The sequence below is a fragment of the Exiguobacterium sp. TDN 0502 genome (assembly GCF_050846835.1).
In the GTDB taxonomy this organism is placed as follows: Bacteria; Bacillota; Bacilli; order Exiguobacteriales; family Exiguobacteriaceae; genus Exiguobacterium_A.
The window spans coordinates 85,398-107,265 of the sequence record NZ_JBOZGJ010000001.1 but is presented as its reverse complement, the minus strand read 5'-3'; the positions used below and the strand labels follow the sequence as shown (position 1 = coordinate 107,265).

General features: G+C 47.4%; 17 protein-coding genes and 1 other annotated feature. Of the genes, 14 read left to right on the top strand and 3 right to left on the bottom strand.

Going from position 1 to position 21,868, the window contains the following annotated elements; genetic code table 11:
• Positions 1-80: 80 nt before the first annotated feature.
• The 8 genes from hemC to ACRPK8_RS00490 all read left to right on the top strand — a co-directional run bounded on the left by hemC (position 81) and on the right by ACRPK8_RS00490 (position 12,609).
• A complete protein-coding gene (gene hemC / locus ACRPK8_RS00525; protein WP_432236446.1) occupies positions 81-1,007 on the top strand; it encodes a hydroxymethylbilane synthase in 927 nt (308 codons plus the stop codon).
• The gene (locus tag ACRPK8_RS00520) at positions 967-1,677 is read left to right on the top strand and encodes a uroporphyrinogen-III synthase (protein WP_432236445.1); all 711 of its coding nucleotides are present in this window, start codon (positions 967-969) and stop codon (positions 1,675-1,677) included. Before hemC ends, ACRPK8_RS00520 begins: the two co-directional genes overlap by 41 nt.
• On the top strand, positions 1,674-2,663 hold the full coding sequence (gene hemB, locus ACRPK8_RS00515; protein ID WP_023468970.1) for a porphobilinogen synthase: 990 nt from the start codon (positions 1,674-1,676) through the stop codon (positions 2,661-2,663). The genes ACRPK8_RS00520 and hemB overlap by 4 nt, the downstream gene beginning before the upstream one ends.
• On the top strand, positions 2,660-3,970 hold the full coding sequence (gene hemL / locus ACRPK8_RS00510) for a glutamate-1-semialdehyde 2,1-aminomutase (protein WP_195864652.1): 1,311 nt from the start codon (positions 2,660-2,662) through the stop codon (positions 3,968-3,970). The genes hemB and hemL overlap by 4 nt, the downstream gene beginning before the upstream one ends.
• A gap of 54 nt (positions 3,971-4,024) precedes the next feature.
• Positions 4,025-4,254, top strand: a binding site (T-box leader).
• 50 nt (positions 4,255-4,304) lie between these two features.
• Entirely contained in the window at positions 4,305-6,941 is a 2,637-nt protein-coding gene (locus ACRPK8_RS00505) for a valine--tRNA ligase (protein ID WP_432236444.1), read from the top strand.
• A gap of 54 nt (positions 6,942-6,995) precedes the next feature.
• On the top strand, positions 6,996-8,228 hold the full coding sequence (locus tag ACRPK8_RS00500; RefSeq protein WP_432236443.1) for a bifunctional folylpolyglutamate synthase/dihydrofolate synthase: 1,233 nt from the start codon (positions 6,996-6,998) through the stop codon (positions 8,226-8,228).
• Between the two features lie 82 nt (positions 8,229-8,310).
• Entirely contained in the window at positions 8,311-11,904 is a 3,594-nt protein-coding gene (locus ACRPK8_RS00495) for a DUF5057 domain-containing protein (protein ID WP_432236442.1), read from the top strand.
• Positions 11,905-11,922: 18 nt separating this feature from the next.
• Positions 11,923-12,609 (top strand): ankyrin repeat domain-containing protein, encoded by a 687-nt coding sequence (locus ACRPK8_RS00490; RefSeq protein WP_432236441.1) that lies wholly within the window; start codon positions 11,923-11,925, stop codon positions 12,607-12,609.
• A 46-nt stretch (positions 12,610-12,655) separates the two neighbouring features.
• Here the strand turns inward: ACRPK8_RS00490 and ACRPK8_RS00485 are convergent, their stop codons facing one another.
• From ACRPK8_RS00485 to ACRPK8_RS00475, 3 genes are read right to left on the bottom strand one after another with little or no spacing between them, the layout of a single operon-like run.
• Entirely contained in the window at positions 12,656-14,227 is a 1,572-nt protein-coding gene (locus ACRPK8_RS00485; protein WP_432236440.1) for a type II secretion system protein, read from the bottom strand.
• A gap of 18 nt (positions 14,228-14,245) precedes the next feature.
• Positions 14,246-14,866: a PilW family protein gene (locus ACRPK8_RS00480; protein WP_432236439.1), complete on the bottom strand. Its 621-nt coding sequence runs from the start codon at positions 14,864-14,866 to the stop codon at positions 14,246-14,248.
• Positions 14,829-15,356, bottom strand: a complete 528-nt coding sequence (locus tag ACRPK8_RS00475; RefSeq protein WP_432236438.1) for a prepilin-type N-terminal cleavage/methylation domain-containing protein — start codon at positions 15,354-15,356, stop codon at positions 14,829-14,831. The genes ACRPK8_RS00480 and ACRPK8_RS00475 overlap by 38 nt, the downstream gene beginning before the upstream one ends.
• Before the next feature lie 229 nt (positions 15,357-15,585).
• Between ACRPK8_RS00475 and ACRPK8_RS00470 the strand changes: the two genes are divergently transcribed.
• From ACRPK8_RS00470 to ACRPK8_RS00445, 6 genes are all read left to right on the top strand, one after another.
• Positions 15,586-16,914: a G5 domain-containing protein gene (locus ACRPK8_RS00470; protein ID WP_432236437.1), complete on the top strand. Its 1,329-nt coding sequence runs from the start codon at positions 15,586-15,588 to the stop codon at positions 16,912-16,914.
• Positions 16,915-16,929: 15 nt separating this feature from the next.
• A complete protein-coding gene (locus tag ACRPK8_RS00465; protein WP_432236436.1) occupies positions 16,930-17,244 on the top strand; it encodes a hypothetical protein in 315 nt (104 codons plus the stop codon).
• A gap of 8 nt (positions 17,245-17,252) precedes the next feature.
• On the top strand, positions 17,253-18,917 hold the full coding sequence (locus tag ACRPK8_RS00460) for a GspE/PulE family protein (protein ID WP_432236435.1): 1,665 nt from the start codon (positions 17,253-17,255) through the stop codon (positions 18,915-18,917).
• Between the two features lie 8 nt (positions 18,918-18,925).
• Complete coding sequence (locus ACRPK8_RS00455) at positions 18,926-19,960, top strand: type IV pilus twitching motility protein PilT (RefSeq protein ID WP_432236434.1); 1,035 nt, start codon at positions 18,926-18,928, stop codon at positions 19,958-19,960.
• A 4-nt stretch (positions 19,961-19,964) separates the two neighbouring features.
• Positions 19,965-21,182 (top strand): type II secretion system F family protein, encoded by a 1,218-nt coding sequence (locus ACRPK8_RS00450; protein ID WP_432236433.1) that lies wholly within the window; start codon positions 19,965-19,967, stop codon positions 21,180-21,182.
• A 137-nt stretch (positions 21,183-21,319) separates the two neighbouring features.
• A complete protein-coding gene (locus tag ACRPK8_RS00445) occupies positions 21,320-21,847 on the top strand; it encodes a type II secretion system protein (protein ID WP_432236432.1) in 528 nt (175 codons plus the stop codon).
• Positions 21,848-21,868 lie beyond the last annotated feature (21 nt).

Below are 21,868 nucleotides of genomic sequence, written 5' to 3'. Positions count from 1 at the left end.
AAGCACGATTTGTGTTACAATAGAAAATGCATGGGGCGGACTTGTGCCGCCCCTTTATCATTGTACAGGGGGATTTTAGCATGCGAAAAATCATTGTTGGATCGCGTAGCTCAAAGCTAGCGATGACACAGACGAAATGGGTCATCGATCAGTTGAAACAAGCCGGCGCACCATACGAGTTCGAAATCAAGAACATCATCACAAAAGGGGATCGCATCTTGGATGTGACGCTCTCGAAGGTCGGTGGCAAAGGATTATTCGTAAAAGAGATCGAACAGCAGATGATGGATGAAGAAATCGATTTTGCCGTCCATAGTATGAAAGACTTACCGTCTGAATTACCAGCTGGTCTTATCATCGGGGCAACACCGGCGCGTGTTGATGCCCGTGATGCCTTGATCACGAAAACAGGAGAAGGCCTTGCTTCCTTGCCGGAAGGTGCGGTCGTTGGTACGAGTAGCTTACGTCGCGGGTCGCAATTGCTAAAACTCCGCCCTGATTTAAAAATCGAATCGATTCGCGGGAATATCGATACACGACTCGATAAATTAAAGAATGGTCCGTTCGACGGCATTCTGCTCGCAGCAGCCGGTTTGAAACGGATGGGGTGGTCGGAAGATGTCGTTTCGGAATACCTTTCGACAGAAGAGATGATTCCAGCCGTCGGTCAAGGAATCCTCGGGATTGAATGTCGCGAACATGACCAGGAAGTACGTGATCTGTTGCACCTGATCCATGATCAGATGACGGAAAAGGTCGCTTATGCAGAACGGGCTTTCCTCGCCGCAATCGAAGGGAGCTGTCACGTACCGGTCGGTGGATTCGCAACAATCAACGAAGACATGTCAACGACACTCGTCGGATTCATTGGATCGGTCGATGGAGAGCAAATCTTAATTGAGCGGGAATCAGGTCTTGATCCGATGCAACTCGGTCAAGATATTGCCGAACGTCTGCTTGCTTCGGGTGGCCGTGAAATCCTCGCGTCACTTCCAGATGACCTATAAGCAGGTATTGTTCACAGGGAGCCGACCACCAACGAACGAGCAGGTGGCTCGACTACGTGCAGTTGCGATCGAGAGTGTACACTATCCGGTCATCGAAACGCAGCCTGTTTCGTTTACGTTACCAAAGGAAATCGATTGGCTCATCGTGACGAGTCCGAATGGTGTCCACCGGATTGCTGACGCGTTGCCTGAATTAGCAGAAACGCGTATCGCGGTCGTCGGACGAAAGACGGCGGACGTGCTTGTAAAGTACGGACGACAAGCCGATTTCATACCTTCGACTTATACAGGCGATGCGCTCGTCGCAGAGCTTGGACCATACTTGTCTGACGGGAATCACATCGTGTTTGCGCGGGGAAACCGGTCACGTCAAGCACCAGTCGAGCAGTTACGGAAACTGAATCGATTCACGATTGAAGACATCATCACCTATGAAACCGTCACACGTCGGCCACCGGAAGCACTTTTCAAAACTGCTACCTACATTGGACTGCAGAGTCCTTCCGCTGTCGAAGCGATTGCTCCACTAGCCCCGCAAACGACGTTCATCGTCATTGGAACGATCACGGAGCAAGCAGCAAAAGCAGCCGGACTTCAACCGATCCATGTCGCCCGTGAATTCACGGTGGACGGCATGATTGATCGTATCATTGAGGAGGAATCAGCATGAATACTTTAGAATACGCACGTCACCGTCGTTTACGTCATACCGCATCACTCCGGTCACTCGTTCGCGAGAACCAATTGCATAAATCAGATTTGATTTATCCGATTTTCGTCGCAGAAGGCGAAGACATTAAACGGGAAGTCAGCTCGATGCCTGGCGTTTTCAACTTATCACTCGATCATCTGACGGCTGAGATTGAAGAAGTCGTCGCACTCGGAATCGAATCTGTCATCTTATTCGGTGTCCCGCACGACCACTTAAAAGACGAGCAAGGATCAGGTGCGTTTCACGATCACGGGATCGTTCAAGAAGCGACACGTCTCGTCAAAAAGGTTGCCCCGCAGCTAACGGTCATTGCCGACACATGCTTATGTGAATACACGTCGACAGGTCATTGCGGTATCGTCGCGGACGGTACGGTCGATAATGATGCGTCATTACCGCTTCACGTCAAAACAGCGATCTCACAAGCACGGGCGGGTGCTGACGTCATTGCCCCATCATCGATGATGGACGGATTTGTCGCAGCCATTCGTCAAGGATTAGACGAGAACGGATTCAGCCATATTCCGGTCATGAGCTATGGTGTTAAATATGCGTCTGCTTATTACGGTCCATTCCGTGATGCGGCGAACTCGGCACCGGGAGAAGGCGACCGGAAAGGTTATCAAATGGATCCAGCAAACCGTCGCGAAGCGTTCCGCGAAGCAACAGCGGACGTTGATCAAGGAGCTGACTTCATGATCGTCAAACCTGCGCTTGCGTTCATGGATATCATTCGTGATGTGCGCGAGCGGATTGACTTACCAATCGTTGCGTATAACGTATCGGGTGAGTATGCGATGGTCAAAGCTGCTGCCTTGAACGGCTGGATCGACGAAGAACGAATCGTCCTTGAGACGATGCTTGGCTTTAAACGAGCAGGCGCTGATTTAATCATCACCTATTTCGCAAAAGACATTTGTCGTTACCTGGAGGGGTCGAAATGAGCTTAATTAACCAGAATTCAAAATCAAAAGAAGCATTCGAGCGGGCACTCCCGCTCATGCCGGGTGGTGTCAATAGCCCGGTCCGTGCTTATAAATCGGTCGGGATGACACCGATTTTCGCAGATCATGCAAAAGGATCGAAGCTCTATGACATCGACGGAAAAGAGTATATCGATTACGTCTTGTCATGGGGACCAATGATTCTTGGTCATGCCGATCCAAGCGTCACGTCAGCGATCCAAGAACAAGCGACACGTGGCTGGAGCTACGGGACACCAACGGAAATCGAATCAGCGATGGCGGAAGTCGTCATCAGCCGGGTGCCGTCGGTCGAAGTCGTCCGGATGGTCAACTCAGGAACAGAAGCGACGATGGCAGCGCTTCGTCTCGCACGCGGCTATACAGGTCGGACGAAAATCCTCAAGTTCGAAGGCTGTTACCATGGTCACGGTGACTCGCTCTTGATCAAAGCAGGTTCAGGTGTCGCGACACTCGGATTACCAGATTCACCAGGCGTTCCAGCGCAAATCGCGAGCATGACGCTGACGGTTCCATATAACGATTTGGACGCTGTCCGGATCGCGTTCGAAAAACACGGCGACGATATCGCTGGTGTCATCGTCGAACCGGCTGCTGGGAACATGGGCTTCGTCCCACCAGAGCCAGGATTCCTTGAAGGCTTACGGGAGATCACGTCAGAAAACGGCGCATTGCTGATCTTTGACGAAGTCATGACTGGTTTCCGTGTCGGATTCCACTGTGCCCAAGGACATTTCGGTGTCACACCGGACATCACGTGTCTCGGTAAAGTCATCGGTGGCGGAATGCCGGTCGGTGCTTACGGTGGACGTCGTGACATCATGGAGCAGATCGCACCACAAGGTCCAATCTATCAAGCGGGTACGTTATCCGGAAATCCACTCGCGATGGCAGCTGGTCTAGCGACATTGACACAATTGAAACCAGAACACTATCAAGAGTTCGACCGGAAAGCGAGCCGTTTGTCGGAAGGCTACCTGAACGCTGCAGCGAAATACAACATTCCGCTGACGACGAACCGTGCAGGCGCGATGTTTGGTGTCTTCTTCACGGATGAACGTGTCACGAACTTCGAAAAAGCGAAAACGTCGAACCTTGAGATGTTCCGTTCGTATTATCAAAAGATGGCGGCGCGTGGTGTCTTCTTACCACCGTCACAATTCGAAGGTCTCTTCCTGTCGATCGCCCATACGGATGAAGACATCGAGCGGACGATCGAAGCCGTCGAATTGACGTTCAAGGAACTTCAAGTCGAATTTGGTCGTTAAGCAGTTCTTGACGATTACTTGAACTCTCGGCTAAAATGAGTAAAGAAGAAAATGGCAACAGCGATGACGGGAAGAGTAGTCCTGTATTCGTACCGGTGTAGAGAACACATCCTTGGCTGAAAGATGTGACGGGCGAACAGGAGGAAGGTCACCCCACGAGCTGGTATCGTGAGTCTTACGAGCGATATCCGTCCTCCACACGTTACGTGGCTCGAGGGCATCCGATTTTGGATGAACTAAGGTGGTACCGCGGAAAAAAGCAACGGCTTTCTTTCGTCCTTAGCATAGGACGAGAGAAGCCGTTTTTATTATGGACAAAAAGGGAGCGATCAGGATGCAGGAATTATCAATGCCAACGAAGTATGATCCGCAGGCAACGGAAGAAAAATGGTACGACTTTTGGGTGAAAGGTGACTATTTCAAAGCCGATCAGGATCCAGAAAAAGAGCCGTACACGATCGTCATTCCACCACCGAACGTCACAGGTAAATTGCACCTTGGTCACGCGTGGGACACGACGTTACAAGACATGCTGACACGGATGAAGCGGATGCAAGGGTTTGACGTCCTTTACTTACCGGGAATGGACCATGCCGGTATCGCAACACAAGCAAAAGTCGAACAAAAACTGCGGGCAGAAGGACAATCACGTCTTGAAATGGGGCGCGAGAAATTCCTCGAGCAATCATGGGCATGGAAAGAAGAGTATGCGTCAACGATCCGTGCACAATGGGCAAAACTCGGACTCGGACTCGACTATTCACGCGAGCGCTTCACGCTCGACGAAGGATTGTCAGAAGCGGTTCAAGAAGTCTTCGTGAAACTTTACGAAAAAGGCTTGATCTACCGCGGTGAATATATCGTTAACTGGGACCCGGCAACAAAAACAGCGATCTCAGATATCGAAGTCATCTACAAAGATATCGAAGGTGCGTTCTATCACTTCAGCTATCCACTGACGGATGGTTCAGGTCACGTGGAACTGGCGACGACACGTCCTGAGACGATGCTCGGTGATACAGCGATCGCCGTGAACCCGAAGGATGAGCGTTATGCTCACCTCGTCGGAAAAACGATTACGTTACCAATCGTCGGTCGCGAGATTCCGATCGTTGCCGATGACTATGTCGATATGGAGTTTGGTACAGGTGTCGTTAAGATCACACCAGCCCACGACCCGAACGACTTCGAGGTCGGTAACCGTCACGAGTTACCACGTGTCCTCGTCATGAACGAAGATGGAACGATGAACGAGAACGCAGGGAAATACGAAGGCATGGATCGTTTCGAATGCCGGAAACAAATCGTTGAAGATTTAAAAGCAGCAGGCGTTTTGATCAAAATCGAACCACACCTGCACTCTGTCGGTCACTCAGAACGTTCAGATGCAATCGTCGAGCCGTATCTCTCACTCCAATGGTTCGTTAAAATGGAGCCACTTGCGCAAAAAGCACTCGAGGAGCAACAAGGACCAGACAAGGTCAACTTCGTTCCACAACGCTTTGAAAACACATACGTACGCTGGATGGAAAACATCCGTGACTGGTGTGTCAGCCGTCAATTGTGGTGGGGACACCGGATTCCGGCTTGGTATCATAAAGAAACAGGTGAAGTTTACGTTGGCAAGGAAGCACCAGCCGATATCGAGAACTGGGAGCAAGACAACGATGTTCTCGACACGTGGTTCTCGTCAGCGCTCTGGCCGTTCTCAACGATGGGGTGGCCGAACACGGACGCTGCTGATTATCAAAAATACTTCCCGACATCAACACTCGTGACGGGCTATGACATCATCGCTTTCTGGGTTTCACGGATGATCTTCCAATCGTACGAATTCACAGGACAACGTCCATTTAAAGACGTCCTGATCCACGGATTGATTCGTGATTCGGAAGGACGGAAGATGTCGAAATCCCTCGGGAACGGAATCGATCCGATGGATGTCATCGAGAAGTACGGTGCCGATTCTCTTCGTTGGTTCTTAACAACAGGATCAACGCCAGGGAACGACCTCCGCTTCTACTGGGAAAAGATCGAAGCAACATGGAACTTCTCGAACAAACTCTGGAACGCAAGCCGTTTTGCCTTGATGAACATGGATGGTCTATCGTTTGATCAGATTGATTTGACAGGCGAGAAGTCACTCGCAGATAAATGGATCCTGACACGCTTACAGACGACGATTGACGACGTAACACGTCTATCGGATAAATATGAGTTTGGTGAAGCAGGACGAATTCTTTATCACTTCATCTGGGAAGACTTCTGTAACTGGTACATCGAGATGGCGAAATTACCGCTCAACGGGGAAGACGAAGCAGCGAAACAGACAACGCGTTCGGTTCTTGCCTATACGCTCGACCGGATCATGCGTCTGATGCACCCATTCATGCCGTTCATCACGGAAGAAATCTGGCAACACTTACCGCATGAAGGCGAAACGATCACACGTGCTGCATGGCCAACACGCGAGACGTCACTCGACTTCCCGGAAGCTGTTCCAGCATTCGAAGCGGTTCAGAACGTCATCCGTTCGGTTCGTAACATCCGCGCTGAAGTGAACGCACCGATGTCGAAACAGATCCAACTGTTCATCTCGACGAATGACGCACGTGTTCAAGACGACTTGTCGTCAAACAGCTCGTACTTGCAAAAGTTCACGAACGCGTCTGAACTCCGAATCGAAGAGCAGATGCCAGCGCCAGAAAAAGCGATGAGTGCGATCGTGACGGGAGCAGAATTGTTCATCCCACTCGCTGACTTGATCAACATCGAGGAAGAAATCGCCCGCTTGAACAAGGAACTCGTCAAATATACGAAAGAAGTCGAACGGGTCGAGAAAAAACTCAACAACCCTGGCTTCGTCGGTAAAGCACCGGCACACGTCATTGATGAAGAAAAAGCGAAGGCACTTGACTACACGGAAAAACGTCAAGCTGTCGAAGCACGCATCAACGAACTCTCACACTAATAACAGCAGTGGCTCAAGTCTCCTTGAGCCACTTTTTTTAAAGGAGCGAACAGCATGAGGACGCGAGAAGATGTATTGGATTGGTTGTCGAGCTTACTAGCATTCGGTGTCAAACCGGGTCTTGAACGGATGCAGGCGATGCTACTAGAATTACAGATTGACCCGGACACGATTCCGACGATTCATGTCGCTGGCACGAACGGAAAAGGATCAACGGTTGCGTTCTTACGTGAGATGGGAATTGCGGAAGGATTACGAATCGGGACGTTTACGTCGCCGTATATCATTCAGTTCGAGGAACGGATCATGTTAAACGGAGTGCCGATTGAAGAAGATGATCTCGTTGCAGCCGCCATCGCTGTTCAGACTGCTATCGGGCAGATTGATCCGGCACTTGGTACGGTCACTGAGTTCGAAGCATTGACGGGACTTGCTTTCTATTATTTTGATCAGATTCGTCCGGATTTCGTCATCTATGAAGTTGGTCTCGGTGGCTTATATGATTCGACGAACGTCTTTAAGAATCCGGTTGCGGCAATCATCACCTCGATCGGACACGATCATCAAGCGATTCTCGGAGATACGCTCCAAGAAATCGCCTTACAGAAGTTCGGTATCATCAAACAGGGGACACCGGTCATTGCCGGGAAACTGCAAGAAGAACTGACGGTACCGTTAATGGCGTATTGCGGTGACCGGAATGCGACGTTGAAATGGAGTCAGGAAGCGATCATCCGTTATCGATTAAAAGAGACGGGTACCTGGGCGACATATGATGGGATTCCGGAGACACGTTTAGGGCTCGAAGGCCATCATCAAGTCCACAATGCGGCAAACGCCGTCATCTGTGCGCGGCGACTCGGCTGGTCGAAGGCGGCGATCCGAAAAGGACTACGGGAAGCAAAACATCCGGGACGGTTTGAGATCATCTCGCGTAAACCACGAATCATTCTCGATGGTGCCCATAACCCGGAAGGCATCACGGCACTTGTTGAACGGTTAAAAGAGGAGTCCAAACCTGTGACGTTACTTTGTTCGATTTTGCGTGACAAAGACCGGACGGCGATGCTAACGCAGTTACGCAACATCACACCAAATATTTATGAGACGACATTTGATTTTCCGCGTGCGCGGACACTTGATGAGTTGAAGCGGGACGGAGCCAACATAACGACGGTCGAAGCATTCTTCGAGCAATTAGAAGTGAACCGGACATACGTCGTGACAGGATCACTCTATTTCATCAGTGAAGTGCGGCATTATTACGCTTCCATTTTTACAAAATAGGGAAAATCCTCATTCTCTCGTTATAATGAAATGGGGGAGTATAGTCCCATAATTCAATGACACGATGAGGAGACGATAAGTGATGAAACAGTGGGTCCGTCTAACCTTAGCTATCTTACTGATTTTTTCAAGTTTTACGTATATACATGAACCGCATTCCAAAGCGGCAATGGGTGAAAAGTTTAAGATTTTAGAGATTCGCGATGACTGGTCGACGACGAACCGGATTGATCCGGGAACCAAAATCACGTCGTTATTAACGGGACTCGATTCAGCACGTTTTGATATTAAGATGATGACGGTCAAGGAGCTGAATGCTTCTCGTTTCCCGCTTGATGGAGCGTTTGATGCGATTGTTTTTGATCCATCTGTTTTTACGGACGCAGACCGTTATTCCGTAAAAGTCTCTGATACGTCCAAAATGCATAATACAAGTAAAATTGAGAATGATATTACAAAATTAAAAGCAAATGAAATTTTAACGAACTATATTCAAAAAGGATTACCAGTCTTTTTACATGCTGATGTATTAACGCATGCAACGAGTAATTTCACTTCGGTTTTTAAGCCAAGCATGACATCAGGTGCTGCAATTGCCTACACGGACACAAAACAGGTCACGCTTCGCCTACAATCTGAAAAAATCGAGCGACCACGCTTAAGTAAGGTGACAGTTTCGCAGGCGGGTCTCGGATTAACATCGGTAGATAAAGCTGCACCCGCTTCACCAGATAAACCAATTGATTTTAATTTTACGCTTGATCAAACTACAGCTAATACACGTGTCCAGTTGTATATTGACTTCAATAGTAATGACCAATTCGATGAGTCGGAGAAAGTCGACGAGAAAGTGGCTACGTCTTCTGGTTCGTTATCATATCGTTTTGATGCGCCAAGTTATACAGGACCACGTAACTGGATGATTCGAGTCATAAGTGACGATGGATTGACAGATTACAAAACAGGTAGCTTTCTGATGCAGGATCAAGAAGCAAAAGCGAAGATTTTACAAGTCACACGTTCAGGATCAACCGGTTCAATCAACGGTTTTATGAACTCAGGATCTTTACTAAAACAAGATGGGTTATATGACTTCAATGTAGAAGTCATTTCTGCGGACACGTTTAACAAAACGTATGCCAGTAAAAATATAAATACATCCTATGATATGCTGATCTTCGGTTTTCAGGATTCGTATGGTGCAGCTTCACTCAGTGATCCTGCATCAGATGCTATTCTTAACTTCACGAATACAGGGCAAGGATTGATGCTGACACATGATACGATCTTCAGACCGGCACAATCCAGCAAACCAGAGCTATTCTGGGAAACGAAGTTTGCAGATCTCGCCGGTCAAAAGAATTTTACGAATATGGGATATGCGGCACCTCGGACAACGGGGCAGGCAGTCAAACAAAATGCCGGCGTCATGACTTCGTATCCATTTGCTTTGGCGGATACGGTCGCTATCGCAACGACACATAACCAGTATTTTGGTTTGGATCTTGAGCAACCGGACCTGATTCCATGGTATAACATCCGTGAAAACAACCTTAGCAGTTCGAATCAGGCTGCCGGAAGAACAATCGGCGACGCACGAAACCACTACTATATGTACACAAAAGGGAACATTACGTATTCAGGAGCAGGGCATACTTCGAGTTTCAACCAGCAACAAGAAAAAGAATTGTTCTCGAACACGATGTACCGTGCATTCATCGGTGCCAATCATAAACCATTAATTAAGAATATTTTACCGACAGATCAATCAAGTTACCTTGAGAACGAGCCGTTGACAATTTCGTATCAAGTCAATGACTACGATCTACAAGATCGTGAGTTGAAGACACGTATCTATATTGATGATGAGAAAGTCTTTGAAAACAATAAACTGAAGAATAATTCATTCGTCAGTCAATCATTTGAATCGAAGCTCAAAGGAAAAACGAGTGTGACGATTCGAATTGAAGCAGAAGATCAACGCGGAGCAAAAACGATCGAGACACGGACGGTTCAAGTCGTTCGTCCAGCTGCATCTGCGCCATTCGTCCTGTCCCGCTCGATTGACCCAGCAACGATTCCAAAAGGGGAGACAGCAACTATCACCTACACTGTCAAAACGTCGCCGATGATGCAAAAGGATGCAATCGGTAACAACGGATACATCATGGGCCAATTTTCGGTAACGATGGAAAACATCTTGTTCAACGAACAGTTCCCGAGTAACCTGGAAATCCTCTCGACGACGGGGCTGACCGGAACGAACATCACGGGACAAACGGTCAAAGGAAATCTCCCGGATATCGAATATGATGAAGCGATTGAAGGCGTCCATAAAGGAGAATGGATTGCAGACCAATCGGAAGTGACATTCACTGTCAAAGTACGCGCCAAGGATGCAGCTGGAGTCCATGTACTTGATAAAAAAGATAACACGCTGACATCAACAAAAAACATCTATCGGGATAAGAAGAACGGAAAAGATAAATCAACAAACGTCGCAAATGACCCGCAAGCCTTTCCGACGATTGGTTATGCACTGACACCGTCCTTTGCGACAAGTGCGAAAATTCCATCCGTCAAAATGGATATCACGACGCCGTCGTATAAAGTTTTACCAGAAATCAACCCTTCAGGCAGTCAATACGGCACATTGAAGTGGTCGATTGCGGATCCGGCGATTGCCACGATTGATGAAGCCGGGGTCATTAAACCGAATAAAGTCGGTACGACACAGATTAAGCTCGTTGTACCCGTCGGAAATGGTAAAGAGTTGACGGCGACTTCTGAACTCGTCATCAATGATGTGTTCGGTGGATTAATTGTTCGGAATGTACCGGATACGTTATATATCGGAGAAACGAAATCGATGACGGGAACTGCCTCGATGGTATCGGGAAGCGAGACACCTATTCAATGGATCATTACGAATGATTCCCGTGTTACGACAAACGGCTTAACGAAGAATACATTGGAGTTGACAGGAAAGACGCCAGGGACAGTCACCGTCAAAGCGGTCGTACCGGCGACGACGGGAAGCTCCACTTATCTTGCCCAGTCAACGACGTATACGATTCAAGTCAAGTTGCCGGAACTGTCTGTCTCACCAAATAACCTGGAGTTATGGGTCGGGTCGAATCAAGACGTGACAGCGACATTTAAACCAAATTACTCATTGCCGTTTACTACTTCGACTGTCAGTGATGCTATTGAGTTAAAACAGACGTCATCGGGTTATACGATTACAGGTAAGGCCGGTACACCAAACGGACCAGTCGAAGCGTTACTGACGTTAACCGATTTCCCTGATACAGTCGCGAAGACGCTCGTTCGGGTACGTGAGAACCCAATCGATCTGACAGCCGACGATATCGCAATGACGATGAAAGATGATAAGAAATCACCGATTCTGCGCTGGTTCCCAGTGACGGCGACAGAACGGTTCTATCGCTTAGAAGTTCTTCAAGGGAAGGAATACGTCAAGATTGACCCAACCGGACAAGCACTGCAACCACTACGTCCAGGGGTGGCACGAATCAAAGTAACGGCACTAAAAGAGAATAAAGATGTGCTTGAAGTCATGAGAGACAATCAAAAAACACCACTAACGACGACATTCAAAGTGACGATTGGTTCTGAGTCAGGAACGTCAGACTTGGATGGAGATGTTTACTAAGAACTGAGGACGCCATATATGAAACGAAAACGACTCATAACCGTCCTCTTGATGTTACTCATCATGGGAATCGGGGGAACGGTGTACGTCATACAAACGAATCAACAAGCCGCACTCGAGCAAGGATTGCGTTCAGAAAAACCAGAACGACTTGCCAATGCATTAAAAGATGCTTCTTTATCGACGAAGGAGAAAAATCGTTACATTCGTCAATTCCAGGAAACGCTCGCCTTTGATAAGGTGAAACTCCTTCTCGACGAACAGACCGTACAAAATAAAACGAACTGGTTTTATGCGGCGCAATTCGCGCCGCGGAGTTCGGTCTCCGAATGGCTGGCAAAGGGTGCGGAAATCAGTCAACTGAATGCACACAGTCAGTCGGTGCTTCATGTCGCGACGAGTGTGAATCGATCAATCGATGCGTATGCTCTACTGGTAAAAAAAGCATCAAAAAAGGAACTCAATCGGATAGATGACTTCGGTCATACACCGCTCTTTTATGCGACACTTGACCAAAACGAAGCAGCGATGGAATTGTTACTACGAGCGGGTGCTGATCCAAATCGCGGGAAAGAGCAACCGGTTTATGAAACGGTCAAACAAAACCGAAAAGATTTATATAGGATGCTACAACAGAACGGCGCAGAGGTTGAAAATAAAAAAGTAAAAAAGCTCGCTAAGCAATACCGAGCAACAAAATTCTAATCAAAAAGAGTCATTCGTCGTTGGCGAATGACTCTTTTTGATGTGTCTATGGTTGAATGCGCTTGGGTGTTTCGACATACAGTTGAACTGCTCGATTGAGTGGAAGCAGTGCTGTCGGATTTTTCAAGACGGTCGCATCATACGCCATGCGTAAGCGGGAAGCTTCAAAGTCAGATGATTTGTTAGCGACCATCAGTTTTTCAAGCTCCGTAACATTTGCAGGGAACGCATTTTCAGGTAAATCCAGTTTCCCACGATAGGCGTTGACTTCTAGTTCACCTTTCGTAAAAATACCACCGCGTACATTCATCGTTGAACCAACGGAGTAAATCGTATTTCGTTGGTCGTCATCACTGTATAAAAAGGCGTTCAAATCAGGTACATCCGTTTGCGGTGTCGAGAATTTATTGACACGGTTAATGACGAGAGTCCCTTTACTGAGCAGAATCAATGTATTTTGTTTTGAAGTGGAAACAAGACCTTGAATGTTGGCATCATCGAGACGGCTTGTTCCGGTCGTATAAATCGTCGTCGCAAAGCCAACGTTCCCTCGGATGAGAAGATTACCGAGTACGACGAGGGGACGTTTGATTTCAAGTGGTTGTGTTAACGGGTTTAAAGAAGAAATCGTTAAATTGCCATTGATGATTAAAGGTTCGAGTGTTTCTTGAACCAAGTCGTCCGTCAATGTCACGGTGTTATTCGTATTCGGTGCCGGACTGATCATTTGTCGCTTCGTATCGAGTTCTGTCAGAAAAGGACCAGTCAATATAGATTGCGAAATGGAAGAGTTTTTTAAAGAAGAGACAATTTGAGCAAATGGTGTATTCGTTGGTAGCTTCAGAAAATCATTCAAAGCATACTCAAAATCGAATGGTACGAGTGTTTCTTTTGTCGCTACTAATTCCGTTCCACCTTTAGGATCAAAAATCGATTGATCGCATACCAGATAATCACCACATTGCAATAATGGTTGGTTTTTCTCTTGAAAGACGCGTACTTGACCTGCTACGTAGGGCAACGCTTTTGTATTCGTATATTCCCCATCTACATTATTGTATTTGAAAATCGGTGTCGCAGTCGCTTGCAGTGCATTACGGGAAAAAATGTTGCCTTCAATCAACGGGGCACCGTTTAAGATGACTTGATCATCTGAGCCGAGCGTATAGTATAGGAAACTGGGGATTGCAGACAAATAGACACGTTGCCGATACGTTTTTTTGATGGATGGCTGATCACCTTTTTGTTTCGTGACCGTTGCTGTCAAATCGAGTGCTTTCACCCGGATATTCGACGCTGCTTCGTTAAGCTGAACCGTCACATTCGGTACGATTGACTTTAGCGGTAAGACGATGGAACTATCAAGGTTCTCGAATATCGCCTGTGAGGAAGTCGTCGGTGATGTCCCTTTTGTTTTTGCAACGATAGTTTGCAAGGAAGCGACCGCCAAATCAAGATCATTTTGTGTCGTCGTCTCGACATCAATATCGGTTTCACGAATTTCAGTTAGACGAGTCGACTGTAAACTGATACCGATCGTCGCAACAGCGAGAACGGACAGGACGGTTAAGGTGACAAGAACGAAAAGTAATGTATAGCCTTGCTCGGATTTACGCATACCGTGTTCCTTTCTAAGTTAAAATCCAATCGTGCTTGTGAAGGTCTGGACTTCTTCTTGATCCGTTGATTGAATCTTAGTCGTGATGGTTAAAATACCATGGGTGATGAAGCGTCCCGGATTATCACCTGATATAATCGTTTGATACTCCGGACTCGATAATGTGAAAGTCTGAAATAATTCAGTTTGGTCGTCGACGGATTGTGGAGCAGATTCGTATTCCAGTTCGGTTCCATCTGCGCGTTGTTCTGCAAATGTATAACGGATCGGGGTGTCTTCCGTACTGGAAGCAGTCGCTTCTGCTGTAGCATTAAACGGCTGAAAACCTGAGGCACGTTCGAGTAATCCGGTATCAGGGTTCAAAGCGGGAAGTGTTTTTTTATAGAATGACAACTGCTTCGCTTCATCGATCCGAATTGCATCGAATCCACTGATTTCATTTAATATGATGCCGACTCGACTATCAGCTTCACTCCGCAGTTCACTGATGATTCCGGTTGCGCGGAAACTCTTCGTACCCGAAATGAATACGGTCAGAATAACGGCACTGAAGATGGAAGCAATGACGATCGCGACGAGCAGTTCGACGAGCGAGAAGCCGTCATTTTGTTGTCGGAAAACTTTGGTTAAGCGTCGCATTCGTAATCGATCCTTTCAATGTCGTAATCGGTTCGGTCGTTCCTTTTATGTAGACGAATACATACAAATCCAACAGATTAGGATTGACGGTTCCCTCGATTTTTCGGGGGGTCACGCTGTATTTGACATCAAAGGCAATATTATTGATTTCAGGATCGGTAAAGATTGAACGACAAATTGCCGATAGTCCACATGAAGGCGATACCGGATCAGGAATGACATATTTCCCGTTCAAATACGTAGCACTACCCGCCTGTTCTTTTAATACATGGTAAGCGAAGGGTTCATCTGCTGTTGCTTCTAGCGCTTCCCGTTTAATATACGACGTGGCATTTTTCGCTAAATAATTTGCGAACGTCAACTCCGTGCTGTCACGTGAAGCCGCCAGTGACTGAGAAAAAATGCTGATGAGAGAGACCGATATAATAGATAAAATCGTAATGCTGACTAGTACTTCGATGAGCGAAAAACCGCCTTGCTCGCGTTGCATGGATTCACCTCTACTTCATGATAGATGAGGATGAAAGGTCCTAAGTGATTTTTCTAGAAAATCAAAAACAGCACCTATTCACAGATCATGAAAGGATTTGTCAGGATAGGACTTATGTTTCATCATAATATTCATTATAATGGAAATACTAGGCACCTGAAATGATTAAATTCATACAGAAAGGAAACAGATGATGATTAATCCGAAGCGTTTTGCTATACATACACTTTTGCTACTTGTACTGGTAGCCTTGATTTACGTACCATCGTTTGCCTTGATTTCCTTTACCGGTAAAGCAACGGCACCGACGACCTTTTCTGAGACGGCACGGATTGGATCGGTTCCAGTCAGTGGCATGGATCGAAAAGAAGCACAATCGAAAGTTGAGAAAGCGATTACGGAATGGACGAAGAAGACACCCCTGACGACTGGAACGGGAGAAGAGACAACACCGATTCCAACAGAAGTCGTGACGATCAACGCCGCTGATTCTGTTAAAAAAGCTTCTTTGAAAAAAGGTGGAGACTTGATGGTGACGGTAGATGAAGCGTCGCTTGAGAATTTTCTGGCGACACAGCCGATCAGTTACTCGGATGAGCAACTCGTTGCCTTTAAGACATGGTTAATCGATACGAGCAAAACATTGCAGGAAGAAAACTTTGATCCTGCTCAATCGGAAGCAGCAGTCGATCCAACAGGTGAGGTCGTTTCAACGGTTTCCTTCTCGACACGTTCTGCTGCAGAAGAACAGATGATCACAGCAATGACGAACGTTGAAATCAAACCGGGACAGTTGATGAATGTCAAGACCTATGGCATGGATGCGGTCGCAGGATCATATGTCGGTAGCAAACTGTATGAGTTGTTCGCAAAGACTCCGTTTGAAATCGTCGAACGGATGCCGCATGCGTCGTTACCAGATGGTGTCACACTTGGATACGATGTCAAAATTGACGAGAAAACCGATTTTGCCGTTCGTAATACACAAGCATCGATTTACCACGTCGTTGCAACCCAAAACGGGAGTGATGTCACGCTCGAACTGAAAGGAACCCCGTTCAAAGAGACGGTCACAACAGTTCTTGAAGGCGAAAAAACGATTCCATTCCGTACGATCACGCGTTATTCCGCAACACTCACAGCAGGAACGACAAGTGATACACAAGCGGGAGAAGAAGGGAAATCGATTGAAGTCTATCGTGTGACGAAGACGGCTCAAGGGGAGAAGAAGCAGTTATTGTCTCTTGATTTCTACGCAGCCGTCCCGGCAATCGTGACGAAGAGTAGTCAAGAAGAACAAGCACCAGTCGTCGTACCTGAACCGGAAGATGACACGAACTCCGATGATTCGACGGATACGAATGATTCCAATGATTCAACAGATACGAATAATCCCGATGACCAAACGACGGATGAACCGCAGACGGATGGCGTCGAGACGCCAGATACACCAACGTCTCCGACAAGTCCGACGTCACCTGATACGCCGGATCGTAATGAAACGGGTGATCCTGCTTCACCTGTAGAAGGTGAAACAACAGGGGAACCTGTCGGATAAGAAGGAGGAGAGACGATGAACTGGACGACGATTGCAATTGAACTCGGTATCATCATCGGTCTTGCGACGATCATCTGCGGACTGATGTTTGCGGTAACGATTCCTTATGTGACGACTGTAACTGCTAAATCGATTTTGTCCGTTGCGGCGATTCTGATCGTAACGTTGATCTACTTTAGTATTCAGCTCGACTGGATCACGAATCCACTCGTACTCGTTGGGATTGTCGTCTTGTGTTTGTTGACCGCAGCCGTAACGAGTGTAATGGATGAAAAACATCAAAAACCGGATGTGTTAGAGGAAGAAGAAACACGGCACGCGGAAGGATGACACATTAAATGGCAATGAAACGAAAACGTTTAGGGGAAATGTTGATCGAAGAGGGACTCATAACGAATCAACAAGTCGAAGAGGCACTAACGGTCAAACGACCGACTGAAAAGCTCGGGGACGCGCTGCTTCGACTGGGTCACTTGACTGAACAACAATTGTTAGAGGCACTGCACCATCAATTGAAGATTCCGATCATCCAACTGTACAACTACCCGGTCGACGTCGCTGTAACGAAGTTGATCTCAAAAGACCTGGCACAGCGGCATACGCTCGTTCCGGTCTACCGGGAAGGAAACCGTCTCTTCATCGCGATGGCCGATCCAATGGATTTGATTGCGATTGATGATTTGCGGATGCAGACAGGTTTATCGATTGATGTCGGGATTGCGACGCGGGACGAAATCAGACGAACGATCCTGAAATACTATGATATTGATTCATCGTTACGGGAATTACTAGAATCCGACGATATGGCGGAATCGGATCAATCCCGTGATGTCGTGACACGCGAAGACGCGCCGATCATCCGGCTCGTCAATCAAATTCTAGAGAACGCGATTGCGCAGCGCGCATCCGATATCCATATGGATCCGCAGGAAACGTCGATGACGATCCGAATCCGGATTGACGGGGAATTACGCACGGAGAACAACTATCCGAAACAAATCCAAAGCATTTTGACGACGCGAATCAAAGTCATGAGTGAACTTGATATCACTGAGTCACGCTTACCACAGGATGGACGGATTAAATATGTCTTTAACGGATTACCGTATGATTTCCGTGTCTCGACCTTACCGACCGTTTACGGCGAAAAGGTCGTTATCCGGATTCTTGATAGTTCGAACTCGAATATCTCAATCTCAAAAATCGGTTTTAGTTCGCGGAATGAATTCCAATTCCGGGAAATGCTGAAACGTCCGAACGGGATCATCTTGATCACCGGTCCAACCGGTTCCGGGAAATCGTCGACGTTGTATGCCGCTTTGAATGAATTAAACGATGAATCACGCAATATCATCACCGTCGAAGACCCTGTTGAGTATCAGGTTGATGGAATCAACCAGGTTCAAGTCAACGCGAAAATCGGTTTAACGTTTGCAAGTGGTCTTCGTTCGATTTTGCGTCAGGATCCGAACGTCGTCATGGTCGGGGAGATTCGCGACATCGAGACAGCTGAGATTTCGATTCGTGCTTCGCTGACAGGACACTTGGTTCTTTCGACTTTGCACACGAATTCTGCCGTTAGTTCGATCACGCGATTGATTGACATGGGGGTCGAACCGTTCCTTGTTGCTGCTTCTGTCAGTGGATTGATTGCACAGCGGCTCGTTCGCCGTGTCTGCCGTGATTGTGGCGAAGTCCATCCGATTTCGAAACGAGAACAAGAGTTATTTGATCAAGAGGGAATCGAAGCGACGACGGTCATGCGTGGACGTGGTTGCTCGTCTTGTAATATGACGGGTTACCGTGGACGGGTTGCGATTCAAGAGGTCATCATGGTCGACGAGGTGTTACGCCGGATGATCATGAATCAATCGACGGAAAGCGACATTACAGCGTATGTCAAATCACAAGACCAACGTTTCTTACTTGCGGATGGTCTATCGAAAGTAGCAGATGGCATTACGACGACAGAAGAGATTTTACGGACGGTGATTTCAGAATGAACAGTACGATGGAACGTGCACAAATCGAAGATATTTTGCGTTCTTCGAAGGAACGAGGGGCATCCGATGTCCATTTGACGGCAGGATCCCCACCGGTCTTTCGGATTAACGGAACATTGACACCGTTCGGAACAGACAAGATGAAACCGATCATTATCGACGGGTTCGTCCGTTCACTCATTACGGACGAGATGTATCAACAACTGAAACAGGACCGCGACATCGATTTTTCATTCGGTGTGACCGGTGTTGCCCGGTACCGGGTCAACTGTTTTTATCAACGCGGCGCCTTATCGATGGCGTTTCGAACGATTCCGACCGAAGTGCCGACGCTCGAACAATTGGCACTCCCCCCCGTCTTAAAGCGGTTCTTAACGAAACCGCACGGTCTGATCCTCGTGACGGGTCCGACCGGCTCCGGAAAATCGACGACGCTTGCAGCGATGATCAATGAAATCAATCAGACGATGTATAAACGGATCATTACACTGGAAGATCCGATTGAATACTTACATAGTCATCATAAAAGTCTGATCGATCAGCGTGAAATCGGAATCGATGCACCACGCTTTGCGACCGGCTTACGGTCAGCGCTCCGTCAGGATCCGGATGTCATCTTACTCGGTGAGATGCGGGACCTCGAGACGATTGCGACAGCCGTAACGGCAGCAGAGACAGGTCACCTCGTCTTTGCGACGGTCCATACGTCGACGGCTGCCTCGACGGTCAGCCGGATCATCGATGTTTTTCCGTCCGAGCAGCAAGATCAGATTCGGGCTCAACTGGCGAACGTCCTTGCGGGTGTCATCTCGCAACGCCTGATGCCACGATCGGACGGTACAGGACGCGTCGCAGCTCTTGAAATCATGGTCGATACGCCAGCTGTCTCGAACCTGATTCGGACCGGTAAGGAATATCAGATTCAGTCCGTCCTGCAGACGGGTAAACAATACGGCATGCAGACGATGCAGATGGCATTGCAGGATCTCGTCAGTCGGGGATTGATTCCGGCTTCTGCTGCATCACCGTACATATCGGGGTGAACATATGGCAGTATTCATTTATGAAGGTCGGACGATGGCCGGTAAACGAAAGAAAGGCAAGATTACAGCACTGACGAAACGTGAAGCCGCAGAACGGTTGCGGACGGATCAGATTGCTGTGACATCGCTTGAAAAACAAGAATCGAAAGGCTTGAACACCGAAATTACGTTTCTTAGTGCCAAACCGAAAATCGAACATCTCGTCATGTATGCGCGACAGTTCGCGACACTCGTGCGGTCCGGCGTCTCAATCGTCAAGGCGACAGAAATTCTCCGCAAACAGACGGAATCAAAACCACTCGAACGGGCACTCGTTGAGGTCGAGGACGACTTACGAAGCGGGATTCAGTTTTCGCAAGCAATCGAAAAACATCCCCGGGTCTTTGATACGTTTTTCGTCAGCATGGCGATGGCAGGAGAGGCGAGCGGGAATCTCGAGGAAGCGCTCGATAATATCGTCACCCAACTGCAGAAACAGTATGAAATAAAACGGAAAGTCATCTCGGCACTTATTTATCCGGCGGTCGTTTCACTCGTTGCCGTTGGCGTCGTCGTCTTCTTGATGATGAACGTCGTACCGACGTTTGCGTCAATCTTCGACCAGCTCGGAAGTGAACTGCCGTTGATCACGAAGCTCGTTGTTGCCGTATCGGACTTCTTCGTTGCCTATTGGTGGGTATTGTTGTTAATTGCGTTTGGTTTGATTGGCTTACTGTACTTCAACTTAAAAAATGAACGGCAACGCCTATTCTTTGATCGCTTCTTGTTGATGATTCCGGTCTTTGGTCCATTGATTCAAAAATCACAAATCGCCTTGATGACGCGTGGACTATCTGTATTATTGAACGCCTCGGTCCCGATTTTGGCATCGCTTGATATTACGGAACGGATCGTCACGAACCGGATCATTCGTAAAGGGATTGCGGGTGCAAACGAAGCAATGTCCCGCGGCATTCCGATGCATGAACCGCTCGAAAAAAACAAATATTTTCCACCTCTTGTCACACAGATGATTGCAATCGGTGAAGAGTCAGGACGGCTTGACTCGATGTTGACGGAAGTCGCGAACTTCTATGAGACCGAGGTCGAGACGACGACGGATCGCTTGAAGTCAATCATTGAACCGCTATTAATCGTTGTCCTTGCTGCAATTGTAGGGGTCATCGTCATTGCTGTCGTCGTACCAATGTTTAAAATTTACTCGGATATCCAGGCAAGTTGACAATTGTAAAAACATTTACCTGTTGTGAAAAAAAGACATAATATACAAAAAATATGGTGCTACTATAATAGTATTCGTTTGGATAGTATTACCTACTAACCAAGAACAGTCAAAAAGTACTAGGGAGGCATAATGTAATGGTAGAACGGTTAAAAGAAATCTGGTTAGATGCAAAACAAATGCGCGATGAGCGCGGACTCACATTGATCGAGTTACTCGTCGTCGTCGTTATCTTAGGAATCATTGCAGCAATCGCTGTCGTCGCAATCGGTGGATTGATCGAGAACTCACGTAAGGATGCTGTTGTTTCGGATGCTAAGCAATTAGTTGCTGCGGCTAAATTGTACACATCTTCAAATCCTGTTCAACCAGGTGAAACGGTAAAAGTTGGAGTTAATGACAATAACGATGCTATTGTGGCTAATGATGTTGCTAAAGGTACTGCAGCAGCACCACGTACTGACTCTTTAAAAAAATATATTGATGATATGAAAGATGCATTGAACTCAGATGAAGATTACAAAAATTCATATGTTGTCGTTACTGAGAAAAATGGTTCTTACACATATGCAGTTACGTTAACTAGTAAATCAGCAGATTATACTTATTTCAATGCTTCAGCTCCTTCAGCATTGAAGCGTAGTGGAGTACAAGAAAAGAAATAATTATTACCCCCTCCTCGGGGG

What these genes read in the sequence shown, in the direction of transcription:
- hemC (WP_432236446.1), top strand. Translation starts at nt 81, where the DNA reads ATGCGAAAAATCATTGTTGGATCGCGTAGCTCAAAGCTAGCGATGACA.
- hemB (WP_023468970.1), top strand. Translation starts at nt 1,674, where the DNA reads ATGAATACTTTAGAATACGCACGTCACCGTCGTTTACGTCATACCGCA.
- hemL (WP_195864652.1), top strand. Translation starts at nt 2,660, where the DNA reads ATGAGCTTAATTAACCAGAATTCAAAATCAAAAGAAGCATTCGAGCGG.
- ACRPK8_RS00505 (WP_432236444.1), top strand. Translation starts at nt 4,305, where the DNA reads ATGCAGGAATTATCAATGCCAACGAAGTATGATCCGCAGGCAACGGAA.
- ACRPK8_RS00500 (WP_432236443.1), top strand. Translation starts at nt 6,996, where the DNA reads ATGAGGACGCGAGAAGATGTATTGGATTGGTTGTCGAGCTTACTAGCA.
- ACRPK8_RS00495 (WP_432236442.1), top strand. Translation starts at nt 8,311, where the DNA reads ATGAAACAGTGGGTCCGTCTAACCTTAGCTATCTTACTGATTTTTTCA.
- ACRPK8_RS00490 (WP_432236441.1), top strand. Translation starts at nt 11,923, where the DNA reads ATGAAACGAAAACGACTCATAACCGTCCTCTTGATGTTACTCATCATG.
- ACRPK8_RS00485 (WP_432236440.1), bottom strand. Translation starts at nt 14,227, where the DNA reads ATGCGTAAATCCGAGCAAGGCTATACATTACTTTTCGTTCTTGTCACC.
- ACRPK8_RS00480 (WP_432236439.1), bottom strand. Translation starts at nt 14,866, where the DNA reads ATGCGACGCTTAACCAAAGTTTTCCGACAACAAAATGACGGCTTCTCG.
- ACRPK8_RS00475 (WP_432236438.1), bottom strand. Translation starts at nt 15,356, where the DNA reads ATGCAACGCGAGCAAGGCGGTTTTTCGCTCATCGAAGTACTAGTCAGC.
- ACRPK8_RS00465 (WP_432236436.1), top strand. Translation starts at nt 16,930, where the DNA reads ATGAACTGGACGACGATTGCAATTGAACTCGGTATCATCATCGGTCTT.
- ACRPK8_RS00460 (WP_432236435.1), top strand. Translation starts at nt 17,253, where the DNA reads ATGGCAATGAAACGAAAACGTTTAGGGGAAATGTTGATCGAAGAGGGA.
- ACRPK8_RS00455 (WP_432236434.1), top strand. Translation starts at nt 18,926, where the DNA reads ATGGAACGTGCACAAATCGAAGATATTTTGCGTTCTTCGAAGGAACGA.
- ACRPK8_RS00450 (WP_432236433.1), top strand. Translation starts at nt 19,965, where the DNA reads ATGGCAGTATTCATTTATGAAGGTCGGACGATGGCCGGTAAACGAAAG.
- ACRPK8_RS00445 (WP_432236432.1), top strand. Translation starts at nt 21,320, where the DNA reads ATGGTAGAACGGTTAAAAGAAATCTGGTTAGATGCAAAACAAATGCGC.